This window comes from Brevundimonas sp. DW-iso22 (genome assembly GCF_058725425.1).
Map to the genome: position 1 here is coordinate 25,514 of NZ_JBZXEB010000004.1, position 15,439 is coordinate 40,952.

A 15,439-nucleotide genomic window follows, 5' to 3' on the forward strand; every position below is an offset into this window, starting at 1 on the left:
CAGACCGCTATCCTCCGCCCAGGGCCACAGCCACCCGGTAGGTCACGAAGGCCGCCAGATAGGCCAGGCCGAACATGTAGACGATCATGATCGCCATCCATTTCCAGGAGTTGGTCTCGCGCTTGACGACGGCCAGGGTCGGTGCGCACTGCGGTGCGAAGACGTACCAGGCCAGGAAGGCCAGGCCCGTCGCCAGCGACCATTGCGCGGCCAACAGGCCCGCCAGGCCACTGCCCACCGCTTCCGCATCGGCCACGGCATAGACAGTGCCAAGGGCCGCCACCGCCACCTCGCGCGCAGCCATGCCGGGGACAAGGGCGATGACCATCTGCCAGTTGAAGCCGATGGGGGCGAAGATGGGCTCCAGCGTCTTTCCGATCATGCCGGCGAAACTGTATTCGATAGCTTGGCCCGTCGCGCCTTCGGGCGGATAGGGGAAGGTCGAGGCCACCCAGACCAGCACCATAAGCGGCAGGATGATCTTGCCCGCCCGCGTCAGGAAGATCCTGGCCCGGAGCCACAGGTTGATGAGCACCGACTTGGTGCCCGGCAGCTTGTAGGCCGGTAGTTCCATCATGAACGGCTCGACCTGCCCGCGCCACAAGATGCGGCGGATGACGAAGGAGACGGTCAGGGCGCTGACGATGCCCGCCCCATACAGGCCAAACATCACCAGGCCCTGCAGGTTGGCGAAACCCCAGACGGTCTCGTTCGGAATGAAGGCCGCGATGATCAGGGTGTAGACCGGTATCCGCGCCGAACAGGTCATCAGGGGCGCGACCATGATGGTCGTCAGGCGGTCGCGTTTGCTGTCGATCACCCGTGTCGCCATCACACCCGGAATGGCGCAGGCGAAGCTGGACAACAGAGGAATGAAGGCGCGACCGTGCAGACCCGCCCCACCCATGATCCGATCCATCAGGAAGGCCGCGCGGGCCATGTAGCCGAAATCTTCCAGCAGGATAATGAAGGCGAACAGGATCACGATCTGGGGCAGGAAGATGATCACGCTGCCGACGCCGGCGATCAGGCCGTCGACGATCAGGCTCTGCAACAGACCGTCCGGAACCACGGTCGCAACCAGTCCACCCAGGCCGATGAAGCCGGCATCGATCAGATCCATCAGAGGCGTGGCCCAGCTGAACACCGCCTGGAACATGACGAACAGCAGGGCCAGCAGGATGACCAATCCGCCGACGGGATGCAGAAGCACGCCGTCGATCTTGCCTGTCAGGGTGTCGGGGCGTTCAGGTGGGCGGACGCAGGCCCGCATGATGCGTTCGGCGTTGCGGTGAGCAGCGCGCAGTTCGGCGGCGTCGGGGGCGTGCCATTCGCCCTCGGTCGCGGTTGCCACGTCCGAGGATGTCGCCAGCGTCTCGACCTGAGCGATAAGGTCGTCGATGCCACGCCGCCGCGTCGCCACCGTGGTCGCGACCGGCACGCCCAGCTCCCGCGACAGGCCTTCCAGGTCGATGCGCAAGCCCTGACGCTGAGCGATGTCGTACATGTTGACGGCCAGAACCATCGGACGCCCCACCGCCTTCAGCTCCAGGATCAGGCGCAGGACCAACCGCAGATTGGTCGCATCGGCCACGGCCACGATCACATCAGGTGCCGCCTCACCCACCAGTCGGCCCAATACGGCGTCGCGCGTGACCTCCTCGTCAGGGCTACGAGCGCGCAGCGAATAGGTGCCGGGCAGGTCCAGTACGGACAGGGTCCGGCCACTGGTGGCACGGATCAGGCCTTCCTTGCGCTCGACGGTCACGCCCGCATAGTTGGCCACCTTCTGGTGCGCGCCCGTCAGGGCGTTGAACAGGGCGGTCTTGCCGCTGTTGGGATTACCGACCAGCGCGATCCGCGCCGTACGCAGGGCCATGTCCATCAGGTCGTCGCCGCGTTGTCGAGTTGAATGGTGATGCTGGCGGCCTCGTGCCGGCGCAGGGCCACGCGCATGTCGTCTACCTTCAGGGCGATCGGATCACCCCCGAACAGTCCCTCGTGCAGCAGTTCGATAGCGGCCCCCTCGACGAATCCCAGTTCCAGCAGGCGCCGTTCCAGCTCCAGCGCGTGATCTTGATGGTGGCAATGGTCGCCGACCTTGAGGATAGAGCCGCGGTCACCGGGACGAGCCTGGCTGAGCTTGGTGGGTTCGGACATAGGTACTCTGATCGACGCTGACGCGGGCCCGCGCCTTCAGTTGACAGTGATTATCAGGCGCGATGGGTCCGCGTCCACCCCGTCGCGGCGTCGCAGGCCGCTTGCCCGCTCGCGCGGTTGCGGTATCACCAGCCGATAGCTCCGGAGCCCTGCATGACCCGCGCCCTCATTGTCCTGACGATCACCGGACTGGCCCTGGCGGCCTGTAGCCAGGAGGCGAGCCAGGAGCCCGCGCGTCCCGCGCGCCCTGCCCTGACGGCGGAGCAGAAGACGGCCCTGCTGGCCACCCTGCCCGCGCCCTACGACGCCGCCGACCTGGCCAATGGTCAGCGCGTTTTCGCCCGTTGCCGCTCGTGTCACACCATCACCGAGGGCGGGCCGAACATGACGGGGCCAAATCTGTATGGCGTCTTCGGTCGGACGGCGGGTGCTGCGGATGGATACAACTATTCGACCGCAGTGAAACAGGCGGGCTTCGTCTGGGACGCGGATCACCTGAACAACTGGCTGGAAAACCCGCGCACCTTCCTGAAAGGCACGAAGATGAGCTTTGCCGGCATCCCGGACGCCACCGACCGCCGCGACGTCATCGCCTTTCTGAAGGTGGAGACGGGCTATGCGCCCGCCCCCGCCCCAGCAACTGCAACTACTCCGCCGGAGCCGGCGGCGCGCCCCTGACCTCTTCCGCCTCCCAGGCCTCGATCTTGCGGGCAGTGTACTCCGGCGACTTGGTGAAGCGCGCCAGCACGCCATAGATCACCGGCACGACGAACAGCGTCAGCAGAGTGGCGAACATGGCACCGGCGAAAATCACCACGCCGATGGTCTGGCGACTGCCCGCGCCCGCGCCCTGCCACAGCACCAGAGGCAGAGCCCCGAAGGCGGTGGCAATCGAGGTCATGATGATGGGCCGCAGACGCAGGGTGGACGATTCGATGATCGCCTCCGAGATCGACCGTCCTTGGTCGCGCAGTTGATTGGCAAACTCCACGATCAGAATGCCGTTCTTGGCCGCGACGCCGATCAGGATGATCAGCCCGATCTGGGAGTAGATGTTCAGGCTGGACCCCGCCATCACCAGACCAAACAGACCTCCCGCCGCCGCCAGAGGCACCGTCAGCATGATCACCGCAGGGGTGATCCAGCTCTCAAACTGTGCCGCCAGCACCAGGAAGACCAGCAATAGCGCCAGGCCGAACGCAGCAGCGACGGCTCCGCCCGCTTCCTGCTGATCCCGCGCCGCGCCGCCCCACTGGGTTGCCACTACGCCTTGGGGTTGTTCACGCGACACCCTTTCAAGGAACTCGGTCGCATCGGCGATGGTGGTGCCGGGGTTGAGGTCGGCCGACAGGGTGATAGCGCGCTGGCGATCCAGGCGGCGACGATCAGGCGTGTCGCCACTGGTCTGGGTCGTCACCACGGCCGACAGGGGCACAAGCTGGCCGCTGCCCGTCGCGACATAGAGAGATTCCAGATCCTCGACCGTGCGCCGGTCATCCCGCTCGGTCTGCAGGATCACATCGTATTCCTGACCGCCGCGCAGATAGGTGGTGGCACGGCGCGAGCCGAACATGGTCTCGAGCGTCCGCCCGATCGACTGGGCCGACACGCCAAGCGCCGCCGCCTTCTCCGGATCGACGTCGACCAGCAGACGCGGCGAGTTGGGCTCATAGTTCAGGCGCGGGCGCGAGAAGCCGGGGTTCTCCAGCGACGCCGCCAGCACTGGCTGCAGCCAGTTGAAGATGTCCCGATACTCCGCCCCGGTCACGACCATCTCCACCGAGTTGGAGTTGCCACCGCCACGCTGGAAGGCTCCGGGAACACTGGCGTTCACCTGGGCATCCGTCTGGGTGCGCAGCTTGCCGTTCAGTTCCTGGGCGATCTCGTCGGCCGAGCGGTCACGTTCGGACCAGTCGTTCAGCGTCAGCACCGCATTGCCGGAGTTGAAACTTCCACCCCCGAAGCCGGGAGCCGAGATCAGATAGCTCTCGGCTTCTCCGTTGGCGCGATATTCGGCCAGGATGGGCTCAAGCCCCAGCATGATGCGGCGGGTATAGTCGAAACCCGCTCCTTCTGGACCCGACACACGCACGGTAACACGTCCCCGATCCTCGCCGGGGACAAGCTCGTTAGGCAGGGTCAGGAACATGGCGGCGGCTCCGGCACCGACCAGCAGGATCAGGCCGGCGACACCGACGACGGCGATCCGCTTGCCCAGCAGGGCCTGCAGCGAGTTGCCATAGGAGTTCTTCAGCTTGTCCATGCCCCAGTCGACCCGGCGTGCCAGCCAGCCGCCGGTCGTGACGGGTCGCAGGATCTTGGACGCCAACATGGGCGACAGGGTCAGAGCCAGGAAGGCCGAGAAGGCCACCGCCGCCGCGATGGCGGCGGCCAGTTCCACGAACAGCCGCCCGACATAGCCGGGCAAAAACAGCAGCGGCGCAAACACGGCCAGAAGGACGATCGTCGTGGCCACGACGGCGAAGAACACCTGACGCGCCCCCCGTTCGGCGGCGACCAGTGGCGGCTCGCCGTGGTCCAGACGGCGCTGGATGTTCTCGGTCACCACGATGGCGTCATCGACCACTAGACCGATGGCGAGAACCAGCGCCAGAAGGGTGAGCAGGTTCAATGAGAACCCCAGCGGGGCCAATACGATGAAGGTCGCCAGAAGACAGATCGGGGCCACCACCGAGGGGATCAGAGCCGCCCTGAGCGAGCCCAGGAAGATGAAGTTGACCAGGGCCACCAAGGCCATCGAGATACCGATGGTGATCCAGACCTCGTCGATGGCGTGCGACGTGAAGACCGAATTGTCCGAGCCGACGACCAGCTCCGTGCCTTCCGGCAGGCTGGCACGCACGCTGTCCAGCAGGTCGGTCACGCCATCGGAAATGGCCAGGTCGTTGGACTGGGCCTGCCGGGTGATGGCCAGGCCGATCTGATCCAGCCCGTTGCCACGGAACAGGCGGCGATCTTCCTCGGGCGCTTCCTCGACCCGGGCGATGTCGCCCAGACGGGTGACATATGCCCCGGTGCCCTGGATGGCGGTCGTCGCACCACTGGGCAGGGCCGTCGAGGCTGCCGCACCGTTGGCTGTGCCGGTCGTTGGCGCACTGGCCGTTGCCGACCCGCGCGTGCCGATCGGCAACTGGCGGAAGTCCTCGGCCAGGGCATAGGTCCGGGCCACGCGGACCGTGTAGTTCTTCTCGCCCGATTCCAACGCCCCAGCCGGCAGTTCGACATTCTGGGCACTGAGGGATGTCTCTACGTCCGTGACCGTCAGGCCGCGAGCGGCCAGGGCTGCGGCGTCCAGCCAGATGCGCATGGAGTAGCGCTGCTCGCCATAGATCTGGACCTGGGCCACGCCAGGCACGGTCGCCAACTGGTCGATCAGATAGCGGTCGGCATAGTCCGTGAGCTCCAGCCGGTTCATCGCCGTGGAACGCAGGAACAGGATCATGATCGGCTGGCTGTCGGAGTCGGCCTTGGCCACCTCCGGCGGGTCGGCCTGATCCGGAAGATTGCCGACGACCCGGGACACCCGGTCACGCACGTCATTGGCCGCGTCGTCGATGTTGCGGTCCAGAGCGAATTCAATCGAGACGCTGGAGCGGCCGTCGCGGCTGGTCGAGTTGATGCGCTCGACGCCCTGGATGCCCGCGATCTGCTGCTCGATCGGCTCGGTGATCCGACTCTCGATGACCTCGGCCGAGGCCCCGGCATAGCTGGTGTTGACCGAAACGATGGGCGGATCGACGTCCGGCAGTTCGCGCACCGGCAGGAAGAAGAAGGCCGCTGCTCCGATCACGCACAGCACGATCGCCGCCACCGCCGCGAAGACGGGGCGGCGGACGGCCATGTCGGACAACATCATCGGGCGGCTCCCTGCGGTGCAACCGCCGCACCCTGACGCGCGCTGCCGGCATTTCCACTACCGGCCACGGTGATCGGCGCGTTCGGCTGGATACGGTTCAGACCCGAAGCCACAATACGGTCGCCCGCATTCAGGCCGGACAGGATTTCAACGAACCCTCCCTCGACCGCGCCTGCCTCAACCTCCACCCGCTGGGCGGTGGAGCCGTTCTCGCCGCGCGCGATGCGATAGACGAAGGCCCCTTCGCCTTCATACTGGACCGCAGCCTCAGGCGCGGCGATCGAGGAGCGCTGCCCCTGCTGGACCGCAACCCGCACGGCCATGCCGGGACGGATGCGACCGCCGGGGTTAGGGATTTCGGCGCGGGCGGTGACCGATCGGGTCTGCTCATTCACGCGTGTGTCGATCAGGGCGATCCGCCCCGTAAATGTTTCATCGCCATAGGCATCGATGTTGGCTGTGATCGCTGCACCGGGCCGCAGTGTGGATAGATACCGTTCAGGTATCGGGAAATCGACGCGGACAATATCGATGTCGTCAAGCGTCGCGATGATGCCGCCCGGATTGACCAACGTACCGGCCGTGACGGTGCTGAGCCCCAGCACACCGGCAAAAGGCGCGCGGATTGTCCGATCGCCCTGACGTGCCTGCGCTGCCGTCAATGCCGCCTGGGCAGTCGTGAGTTCCGTCTGGTACTGCTCGACCATCATGGGCGAGGCAAAACCTCGATCGCTAAGGGTCTTGTATCGATTGTACATCGACCGGGCCTGATCGACCCGCGCGCGGGCTTCGCCGACACCAGCGTCTTCCTCGCGAGCCTGCAACTGGACCAGCGGTGCGCCTGCGGCAACGCGCTGGCCGTCAGTAAACAGAACGCGCGTGATCAGTTCGCTGGTTGAGGAGGTGATGTTCACCGATCGGCGGCCACGCGCCACGCCCAGAACCCTGATCTGATCGCTGAACTCGCGCTGCGCCACCGTCGCCGCTGACACGGCCTGACCCCGCCCCCCAGGACCACCGGGGCCGCCCCGACCGCCCGCCTTTTCGTCGCCCGCAAAGGCCATGCGCAGGACGACGGCCAATACCATCAGGACAAGCAGCACACCGGCGGCAATGAGGAAGAAGTGGCGTTTGATCACGCGTCAGGCTCTCCGGCGGTCAGTGGGCATGCCGACTTAGCGGCTTTCGCCGTCGACGCAACTAAAGTGGTTGTAACGCAGACTGTTCCGGTTTCCGTCGCGGCAATGCTGCGTAAATTCGCCGCGTTCAGAACCGACGCCAGATGGCGACCACAGGCCCGGAGGCGGCAGGAGTCTCTCGGCCCAGAACGGACTGTCGCCAGCCTGCCTGCAGGCTCCAGGTGCCCAGATCGCGCACCACCGAAGTCTCGACGGACAGCCATTGCGCCCCGTCATTGTCGGTCTGTCCGCCAAAGGCTTGCGTCAGGACCATCCAGTCCGCGCCGTATCGAGCCCCCGCCGTAGCATCGATGCGGGTTTCGTCTGGCAGGCCCTGCCGCATGCGGCGGGCGACCTGAAGGTCTATGAAGCTACTGCGCGGGCTGAACCGCCGCCCGCTGCTGGTGAACGAACGCCCGACGGAGGCACGAACCTCCCAGTCCTGATCACCCACGCCGGGCGCAGCATAACCGGCGTTGCGGCCCTCACCGCCATCGGCATATCCGCCATAAAGGCTGACGGAGGTCCGGTCATCGTGCCAGACTCTCCAGGTGACGCCAGCTTCCAGCGGGCCCCGTCCTTCGTAGTCAACGAAGGCATCTTCGCCAGACTGCCAATCGCCCTTGAACTGGAACGTCAAATCGTCGGTCAGGCCATATTCGATGAAGGCACTGAGCGAACTGTCTTGTCGGTCCGCAGGCAGAGCGACCCGGTTACCGTCCGGATTGAAGCCCTGATCAGCCCGCATCTGCTCATATTTGACGATGATCTGCCCCTGACCTTTCGGCTGGGTCCATGGTCCCGCCACGCAAGGCCCCGCGACCGCAAGAGCCGCGACACCTATCCAAAGCCCCCCGGCGTATCTCAAGCGTCGTAGCCCGGCGACTTTCGGTCCAGCATCCGCAAGGCCCCCGGCCAGGCGAGGGATGAGATAAAGCCGATACCCTTGCCCTGCTCCTTCGTCTCTTCCTGTGCTGCGTCGGGAGCCATCAGTACATGCTCGCGCCCGCCCGACAGGGCTGCGATCTGCTGGGCGCAGGCCCGCTCCAGGAAAAACATTCCAACCCATGCCGCCGCCGCCGTCTGACCGACCGCGAGCGTGCCATGGTTGCGCAGCAGCATCAGCGGCTTGTCGCCCAGATCGGCCACCAGACGCTCGCGCTCGTCATGGTTCAGGGCCAAGCCCTCATAGCCGTGATAGGCGACCTGATGCTGCAAAAGGCAGGCGTTCTGGCCGATGGGCAGCAGCCCTTCCGCCTGGGCCGCCACACCGACGCCTGCCACGGTATGCAGGTGGATGACGAACTTCGCATCGTCGCGCGCGCCATGGATGGCCGAATGGATCGTGAAGCCGGCCGGATTGATGAAGCTGGTCGTGTCCTGAACGATGTTGCCGTCCAGATCGACCTTGACCAGCGAAGAGGCCGTGATCTCCTCGAAATACCAGCCATAGGGGTTGATCAGGAAATGATGCTCCGGTCCCGGCACCCGCGCCGAAATATGGGTAAAGATCATGTCGTCCCAGCCATGCAGGGCGACCAGACGGTACAGGGCCGCCAGTTCGATCCGGGTTTGCCACTCCTCGGAAGACACACGAGATTTCAGGGATTGGAGAGCAGGTCCATCAGCCACTGGGTCGTTCCTCGTCTGCGTTTCAACTCAGGGTCGCTCTCCTCGATGGCCGCGTCAAGATTCAGCTTCCGTTAACCCTGTCTTAGCTTGGCCGCTATAATCAGGGATAAGCCGAATCGACCGGTGTGCCGGAGACGCCAGTGACCGTCCTCCCCATGATGCGTGCCGCGTCTGACTCTCCCCTGCCCGACCTGCTGGCACTCGCCCGTAATCCCAGCGTCGATGCACGCCAACGCTTGCTCATGGGCGTGCTGACGCTTTGCGAAACGCAGGGAGCCAGCGAAGAGGCGGCCAAGGCTTTCGGCGACATCTTTCTCACCGTCGCTGACCAGATCGAGCGCGACATCCGAAAGGCCCTCGCCATCCGTCTGGCCAAGGCTGACTGGGCCCCGCACGCCGTCGTCGAGGTTCTGATGATGGATGATATCGACATCGCCCGTCCCCTGTTGGCTTCCAGCTCCGTAGTCCAGGACGAGGACATGATGCGGGTGCTGCTGGAGGCCACACTGGAGCATCAGATCGAAGTGGCCCTGCGGCCCAGGCTCAGCGGCCGCGTCTCCGATGCCATCATCGACCGAGGCGAGCCCGCGACCCTGACAGCCCTGGCCTCCAACCGCAGCGCCCAGATCAGCGGCGAAGGGTTGCGTCGCCTTGTCGAGCATTCGCGCCGGATTGCCGCCCTTCGCCTGCCCCTGACGCGCCACCCTGGCCTGACGGAATCGCTCGCAGAGCAGATGTATCAGTGGGTCGGTGTGGCCCTGCGCCAATCCATCGCCGTGCGGTTCGAGATCGACGAGGAACGCCTGGCCGGTCTGGTCGACCAGGCCACCGCTGATGCCATGGCCCCGACCGATACCTCGCCTGACAGTCCGCATCGCGACGAGATGGAACGCCGCCTGATCGACAAGCTGCACGCGGCGGGTCAACTGAAGGCCGGCTATCTGGTCCGCGCCATCCGCGAGAGGCGACTTGGCCTTTTCCTGCATGGACTTGCCGCGCTCAGCGGGTTGCCTGCTGCGGATATCCGCAAGGCCCTGGCCGACAACAGTGCCGAGGCTCTTTATTATGCTTGCGCCGCGATCGGCATGGATCGAGCTGTTTTCCCCGCCATCCTCGCCGAGGTCCGGCACCTGAACGAAGGCATGCCCGCCGGGGACGGGGGATCGGTCTGGCAACGGGGACAGTTGTCGCCCTCGTCCGCGCTGCGTTCGTTCCGCGTCCTGATCCCGGCCTGAGTATGAGCGTTTGACACGACCGGCCCGCTCCGCTTGCGTAGCGTCGTGAGCCAGTCAGACCTTCAGATCGCCTTCACGGCGTCCGACCGCCCGGAAGCCCAGGCCGCCTGCGAGCGGCTGAAAGGGCTATATGGCGGTGTAGATCCCGCCGTGGCCGACGTCATCGTGGCTTTGGGCGGCGACGGCTTCATGCTGGAGACCCTGCACACCAATCTCGAGCGCCGTACGCCTGTCTTCGGCATGAACCGGGGCTCGGTCGGCTTCCTGATGAACGATTACGAGGAATCGGGCCTGCGCGAACGACTGGCCATGGCCGGTCGCGCCGTCATCCATCCGCTGCAGATGGACGCCTGGACCGAAGCCGGTCAGGTGCACAGCGGCCTGGCCATCAACGAGGTCTCCCTGCTGCGCCAGACCCGTCAGAGTGCCAAGCTGCGCATCAGCGTGGATGGCCGCGTGCGCCTAGACGAACTGGCCTGCGATGGCTGCATGGTGGCCACAGCGGCGGGGTCGACCGCATACAATCTGTCGGCCCACGGCCCGATCATTCCTCTGGACGCGCCAATACTCGCCTTGACACCTATCAGCGCATTTCGCCCACGGCGCTGGCGCGGCGCTCTCCTGCCCCATACCGCCAAGGTACGCTTCGAAGTTCTGGAGCCTGACAAACGCCCGGTCAGCGCAACCGCCGACAGTTTCGAAGTCCGTCGCGTGGCTGCCGTAGAGGTGCGGGAACGCCGCGACATCGCCCTGACCATGCTGTTTGACGCCGGTCGGTCCTTCGAGGAGCGGGTTCTGGCCGAGCAATTCACGGCCTGAAACTGCCGTGCACCGGTTCTTAAACCTGTCAGGCGAAACTGAAATATCCTCCCAGGAGTTTTGACGTGTCCAATCCGGCCCAGCTTTTTACCCCTCCCAACACGCTGCGCATGAAAGTCGGCGGTGGATTTGGCGGCATCGACGCCGGGGCCATCGCCAAGGCCGAGGAGGCGCTGAAGGCCATGTCAGCCCAGTTCGGCCAATGGCTGCAGGACGAAATCACCAAGCTGGACGCGGCCCAGACCGCGATCCGCACGCAGGGCCTGACCCAGGAAACTGCCGAGGGGCTTTATTTCCGCGCCCACGACCTGAAGGGTCTCGGCTCAACCTACCAGTATCCGATCGTGACCCGCATGGCCGGCTCGCTGTGCAAGCTACTGGACGATCCGGCAAAGCGGACCGAGGCTCCGATCGTCCTGCTGGATGCCCACATCGACGCCATCAAGGCCGTGGTCCGCGACGAAATCCAGACCGACGAGCATCCTGTCGGACGTGAACTGGCGGAAACGCTGGAAACGCGGGTCGCCGAGCTTCAGGGCTAACGGAAACCGACCTAAGCTGCCGCCACGTCGTTGGCTTGCTGCGTCGTGGCCGTCTGATCCAGCCGCTCCAGCAGATAGGCCATGTCCTCGCGAGGAGCATGCGGGCGCTGGGTCAGATAGCGCTCCAGCATTTGCTGGCGGAACAGGTCACCGGAGGTGTCGATCCCTTCGGCCTGCAAGGTGCGCCAGGTGTCGACGCCGGCCCGGAAAGCCTGAAACAGGCGCGGCGGCAGACCGGCCCGGTCATAGATGGCCTTGAGCCCCAGCGGCCCCGCATCGTGGATCATCAACGCCGCACGTGAATGCGGCGCACCGGCCAGCTCGGCAATCCCATGCTCGAACAGGGCCATCTGACCCCGCGCCAGGGCCCGCAAAAGCAGTGATGCCGTCAGGACCCGTCGCGCATTCAGCCCGGCGACGAAGCCGCCCAGGTCGGTCTGGCCCATGGCCTGATCGACCAGATCGATCGTCGCCCGCTCGCGCGCGAAGTTCGCCAGACGGATCGCCGTCTCCGGGGCCACGGCATGGCGAGCGATCAGGTGCTCGCGCACGGCGTCCGACGCCAGATCGACCAGACGCTCCGTGACACTCAACGGCAGCACCTGACGATAGGCCAGGGCCGTAACGATCTCGGACGAACCGCTGAACCGATCGACGCAGCGACCCAGCGCCGCCTCGGCGATGTCGGCATTGTCGTTGGACGCGAGCGCCCGCACGGCCTGTTCGCTGCCGAGCTCGGCCATCACCGACGCCACGTCGCGTCCGACGCGAGGGCGAGAGGCCACGGCGACCTGACGTACCGACGATCCGGCCGTCACGATCTCGATCAGGTCCTCGTCGGTAAAGGCAGGCGAAAAGTGGATAACCGGCAACGCAACACTGTCCACATCCGCCGCCAGCCGTCTTGCCACGTCGCGCGGGATGAGGTCCGACGCCTTCAGCGTCACCGCCATGGCACGGCGCACCAGTTCGGCGGCATCCTCGGCCAGCAGCCGCAGTATCTTCTGGGCCGCCGCGCGGCCTTCGTCGTCCAGTTCGGCCTTGTCCATGCTGCGGCACAGCTTGTGCGCGGCCGCGGCGCGCTCGTCCTCGTCCGTCGCCTTGATCAGGCGGCGAATGTCGATCTCGGTCAGGCGGGCGCGATAGGCGGTCATGTGAGTGCGCTTTGCATGCAGGCGTTCGCGGCCAGCATCAACCCGTTATGGTTAAGGCTGAGTTTACCATCGCCGGATTCGCGATCAGCTGCGCGAGCTTTCCGGGCTGAAGGCCCCGCCGAAGCCTGTGCTGGCCCCGCCTTGGCCGTCCTGACCCAGCAGCAGGGCCAGGAGGCTTTGATCCTGTTTCAACCGATCCAGCCGCGCCGCCAGCATCTGATCGCGTTCGGACAGGTCGGGAACTTTCTGCGTCTGAGCACCCGAACCCGCATCGGCGGCGGGCGCACCGGATCCGGCAGAGCGTTGCAGATTGGCATGCACCTCGGCCACCGTCGTCGGTCGACCACCGCGATAGAACAGCGACCGATTGGCGGCGGCGGCCTGCGGAAAGATCGAGGCTGCGCTGGCTCCCGGCCGCGTGCTCATAGCCTCCATCAGCTGGGCCGCGCCTGCGGGCCCGAGGAAGTGGGCGGCGTACAGATCACCCGCCCCCGGCTCACGCCCCGTGCGCCCACGCAGATAGGCCGCGTTCTGGGCCGTCAGCTCGCCCGCCATGGTCGAAGCGGCCTGGGGGTCGAAACGCAGGTCCAGCACGACGTTGCGCGCCGACCCCTGCACCTTCCAACGCCCGTCGTTGCCGCGATAGATCAGGTCGGCATACTGGCCATAGCCGTGCTTGGCCCCATGCTGCTTCACCGTGGCCAGCCAGGTCTGCTCGATGAATTGGAACAGGCCGGACGCCGTCGACGTCGGTGCCCGCGCGGACGGGTTCATGGAGCTTTCGCGCCGCGCCGTGCGCAGCAGGAAGTCCGCATCCACGCCGGTCGCGCTGGAGGCACGCCGGATGGCCGCCTCGACACCGCCGGATGAGGGAATCGCTCCTACCGTCATGGGTATCAGGCTGGGGTTTCGTGGTTAATCAAACCCTAATGTGTCGCCCGCGCTCCACAGGCGAACATTGTTCGAGGCCCGGCGATCTTCGCCGTAAACTTGCCGCAAGGTCAGCGCTGCATTCGCCCATGGGTTGCTGTGGGGACGGCGATAGACAGGGAGTTACGGCCATGATGATCAGAACCGCGGGCAGCCCACACGGTGTCAGCCCCCTCGACTTTAATGAAAGACGCAAGCCGGGTCTGTCCCGGACCAGTTGGATGGTGATTGGCGTCGTCGCCCTGGCCCACGTCGGTGTGGGCGTGGCGCTCTATAACCAAAGGTTCGAGCTGCAGCTGGCACCGACGGAGGAGCCGCCCCCGACGGTCATCACGTTGGAAAATATGCCCAAGCTGAAGCCGGTCGAGCCGCCAAGGCCTCAACCCAATCCGGCGGCTCCCAACCCCGTCGTCAACAAGACGCCGCTGCCGACGCAGCCAACGGAGACCATCACGGTTCCAGCCACAGACCCCAAGCCGGCCACCGGGACCACCCTTACCTTCAACGAGCCGGTGACTGACCCAAGCCCTAACCAGCCGCCTGCCGTCCAGCCACAACCCGACCCGCCGGCCGTCATCTCGCGTCCGAACTGGATTCGCCAGCCGACCGGTGAACAGTTGGCCCGCGTCTTCCCCGACAGGGCCCTGCAACGCGGCGTGGCGGGGACGGCTTCGCTGAACTGCCTCGTCGAGGTCAGCGGGCGGGTGACCGACTGTCGGGTCACCGGCGAAACGCCCGGGGGCTATGGCTTCGGCCGAGCCGCGCAGAGCGTGTCGCGCTACTTCCAGATCAGTCCGCAGACCGTGAACGGTGCCGCGCAAGGTTCACGCGTGGCGATCAACATGCGGTTCAACCTGCCGCAGGACTAGTCGAAGCGGGCGGGGTCGAGGGCGGCGGCATCAGGCACAGGTGCTGCCCCCTCGATCCCATCGGCCACGATCCGTGCCACCAGCGGCCCCAGCAGCCAGCCGTTGCGGCGCGGAGCCAGAGCCAGATGCAGACCCTCCGCCTGCGTCGGCCCGGCCAGAGGCAGACCGTCCGATGTCGCGCCGCGTATGCCCACGCGTACGACCCCTTCGCGGTGGTCCAGCCCCAGAAGGCCGAGGCCCCGCGAAGCCTGATCGTTTGCAGCATCAGGGTCGGGGGTCAGATCCCGATCACCGGCCTGCATAGTCGCGCCGATCACGACGCCGCCATCTGCGGGCGCGACGTAGGCCCCCGGTGTGCGAATGACGGCTGGCGTCGCTAGCCCCGCAAAATAGCTCAGCTGGCCCTTGATCGGCTGGATGGCCGTAATGCGTTCGGCAACCGCAGACGGTAACCCTTCGATGGCCGCCGCAGCCCCGGTTGCGACGACCAAGGAGGGCGTGAACCAGACCCGGCCATCGCCAGCCTCGACCCGCCAACGCCGGGTATCGCCGCTCAGCCGCGCGACCGTTGCCCGCACGACCGACACCCCCGACACACGCGCCAGAGCCGCCAGCCCCGGGCCGACATCGACACGCCAGTCCTCCAGGGTGCGCATGCCGCCGGTGACGGCCTCCGCTTCGAAGCCCAGAGCCTTCAGACGATCCAGGGCCGCCGGGGCATCATCACCCCGCCACTCGGCCCCCTCACGCCGGACCTTCAGGCCGTGCGTTTCGGCAAAGGCGGGCCACAGATCGCGGGCGCGGCGCAGCAAGGCCGCGCGCTCGGGCGTCGTCTCTTCCAGAAGAGATTCCATGGCCGGAGCGATCATGCCCGCCGCCACCGCGCTGGCATTGGCACCACCGGGATCGACCACCGTCACCGCATGCCCGCGCGCAGCCAGCTCCGCCGCCGAGCAGAGGCCCAGCACGCCGGCACCGATCACGATCACATCAGGGGAAGACGCCACCCCGATCAGATCGACCGGTCGTCGTCCTTTTGCAAG

At 66.0% G+C, this 15,439-nt stretch carries 14 protein-coding genes; 5 read left to right on the forward strand and 9 right to left on the reverse strand.

Annotated elements, in window-relative coordinates; genetic code table 11:
- Positions 1–7 precede the first annotated feature (7 nt).
- Both feoB and AC4PRM_RS06295 read right to left on the reverse strand, forming a co-directional pair.
- Positions 8–1,885, reverse strand: a complete 1,878-nt coding sequence (gene feoB / locus AC4PRM_RS06290) for a ferrous iron transporter B (RefSeq protein WP_492039214.1) — start codon at positions 1,883–1,885, stop codon at positions 8–10.
- Positions 1,885–2,160, reverse strand: a complete 276-nt coding sequence (locus AC4PRM_RS06295) for a FeoA family protein (RefSeq protein WP_373258945.1) — start codon at positions 2,158–2,160, stop codon at positions 1,885–1,887. Before AC4PRM_RS06295 ends, feoB begins: the two co-directional genes overlap by 1 nt.
- Before the next feature lie 153 nt (positions 2,161–2,313).
- On the opposite strand from AC4PRM_RS06295, the gene AC4PRM_RS06300 reads away from it, so the two are divergent.
- A complete protein-coding gene (locus tag AC4PRM_RS06300) occupies positions 2,314–2,838 on the forward strand; it encodes a c-type cytochrome (RefSeq protein WP_492039215.1) in 525 nt (174 codons plus the stop codon).
- Here AC4PRM_RS06300 and AC4PRM_RS06305 read toward each other — a convergent pair.
- From AC4PRM_RS06305 to AC4PRM_RS06320, 4 genes are all read right to left on the reverse strand, one after another.
- Positions 2,807–6,034, reverse strand: a complete 3,228-nt coding sequence (locus tag AC4PRM_RS06305) for an efflux RND transporter permease subunit (RefSeq protein ID WP_492039536.1) — start codon at positions 6,032–6,034, stop codon at positions 2,807–2,809. The two genes, AC4PRM_RS06300 and AC4PRM_RS06305, sit on opposite strands and share 32 nt — an antisense overlap.
- Entirely contained in the window at positions 6,034–7,176 is a 1,143-nt protein-coding gene (locus tag AC4PRM_RS06310; RefSeq protein WP_492039216.1) for an efflux RND transporter periplasmic adaptor subunit, read from the reverse strand. The genes AC4PRM_RS06305 and AC4PRM_RS06310 overlap by 1 nt, the downstream gene beginning before the upstream one ends.
- A 127-nt stretch (positions 7,177–7,303) precedes the next feature.
- Positions 7,304–8,023 carry a hypothetical protein gene (locus AC4PRM_RS06315; protein ID WP_492039217.1) on the reverse strand — a complete coding sequence of 240 codons (720 nt, stop codon included), beginning with the start codon at positions 8,021–8,023 and terminating at the stop codon, positions 7,304–7,306.
- Between the two features lie 56 nt (positions 8,024–8,079).
- Positions 8,080–8,847, reverse strand: coding sequence for a class II aldolase/adducin family protein (locus AC4PRM_RS06320; protein WP_487923344.1), 768 nt, complete (start codon positions 8,845–8,847; stop codon positions 8,080–8,082).
- A gap of 140 nt (positions 8,848–8,987) precedes the next feature.
- Between AC4PRM_RS06320 and AC4PRM_RS06325 the strand changes: the two genes are divergently transcribed.
- From AC4PRM_RS06325 to AC4PRM_RS06335, 3 genes are all read left to right on the forward strand, one after another.
- Positions 8,988–10,082, forward strand: coding sequence for a DUF2336 domain-containing protein (locus tag AC4PRM_RS06325; protein ID WP_487923345.1), 1,095 nt, complete (start codon positions 8,988–8,990; stop codon positions 10,080–10,082).
- Between the two features lie 45 nt (positions 10,083–10,127).
- Complete coding sequence (locus AC4PRM_RS06330) at positions 10,128–10,901, forward strand: NAD kinase (RefSeq protein ID WP_373258958.1); 774 nt, start codon at positions 10,128–10,130, stop codon at positions 10,899–10,901.
- A 110-nt stretch (positions 10,902–11,011) separates the two neighbouring features.
- Positions 11,012–11,443, forward strand: coding sequence for an Hpt domain-containing protein (locus AC4PRM_RS06335; RefSeq protein ID WP_373259012.1), 432 nt, complete (start codon positions 11,012–11,014; stop codon positions 11,441–11,443).
- 11 nt (positions 11,444–11,454) lie between these two features.
- Here AC4PRM_RS06335 and spbR read toward each other — a convergent pair whose 3' ends face one another.
- Positions 11,455–12,597 (reverse strand): SpbR family protein, encoded by a 1,143-nt coding sequence (spbR, locus tag AC4PRM_RS06340; RefSeq protein WP_373258961.1) that lies wholly within the window; start codon positions 12,595–12,597, stop codon positions 11,455–11,457.
- Positions 12,598–12,681: 84 nt separating this feature from the next.
- Positions 12,682–13,488, reverse strand: coding sequence for a transglycosylase SLT domain-containing protein (locus AC4PRM_RS06345; protein WP_373258963.1), 807 nt, complete (start codon positions 13,486–13,488; stop codon positions 12,682–12,684).
- A 170-nt stretch (positions 13,489–13,658) separates the two neighbouring features.
- Here AC4PRM_RS06345 and AC4PRM_RS06350 point away from each other — a divergent pair, with 170 nt between their 5' ends.
- Complete coding sequence (locus AC4PRM_RS06350; RefSeq protein WP_487923348.1) at positions 13,659–14,396, forward strand: energy transducer TonB family protein; 738 nt, start codon at positions 13,659–13,661, stop codon at positions 14,394–14,396.
- Here the strand turns inward: AC4PRM_RS06350 and AC4PRM_RS06355 are convergent.
- Positions 14,393–15,403: an NAD(P)/FAD-dependent oxidoreductase gene (locus tag AC4PRM_RS06355; RefSeq protein ID WP_492039218.1), complete on the reverse strand. Its 1,011-nt coding sequence runs from the start codon at positions 15,401–15,403 to the stop codon at positions 14,393–14,395. The two genes, AC4PRM_RS06350 and AC4PRM_RS06355, sit on opposite strands and share 4 nt — an antisense overlap.
- Between the last annotated feature and the right edge of the window lie 36 nt (positions 15,404–15,439).

What these genes read in the sequence shown, in the direction of transcription:
- feoB (WP_492039214.1), bottom strand. Translation starts at nt 1,885, where the DNA reads ATGGACATGGCCCTGCGTACGGCGCGGATCGCGCTGGTCGGTAATCCC.
- AC4PRM_RS06295 (WP_373258945.1), bottom strand. Translation starts at nt 2,160, where the DNA reads ATGTCCGAACCCACCAAGCTCAGCCAGGCTCGTCCCGGTGACCGCGGC.
- AC4PRM_RS06300 (WP_492039215.1), top strand. Translation starts at nt 2,314, where the DNA reads ATGACCCGCGCCCTCATTGTCCTGACGATCACCGGACTGGCCCTGGCG.
- AC4PRM_RS06305 (WP_492039536.1), bottom strand. Translation starts at nt 6,034, where the DNA reads ATGTTGTCCGACATGGCCGTCCGCCGCCCCGTCTTCGCGGCGGTGGCG.
- AC4PRM_RS06335 (WP_373259012.1), top strand. Translation starts at nt 11,012, where the DNA reads ATGAAAGTCGGCGGTGGATTTGGCGGCATCGACGCCGGGGCCATCGCC.
- spbR (WP_373258961.1), bottom strand. Translation starts at nt 12,597, where the DNA reads ATGACCGCCTATCGCGCCCGCCTGACCGAGATCGACATTCGCCGCCTG.
- AC4PRM_RS06345 (WP_373258963.1), bottom strand. Translation starts at nt 13,488, where the DNA reads ATGACGGTAGGAGCGATTCCCTCATCCGGCGGTGTCGAGGCGGCCATC.
- AC4PRM_RS06350 (WP_487923348.1), top strand. Translation starts at nt 13,659, where the DNA reads ATGATGATCAGAACCGCGGGCAGCCCACACGGTGTCAGCCCCCTCGAC.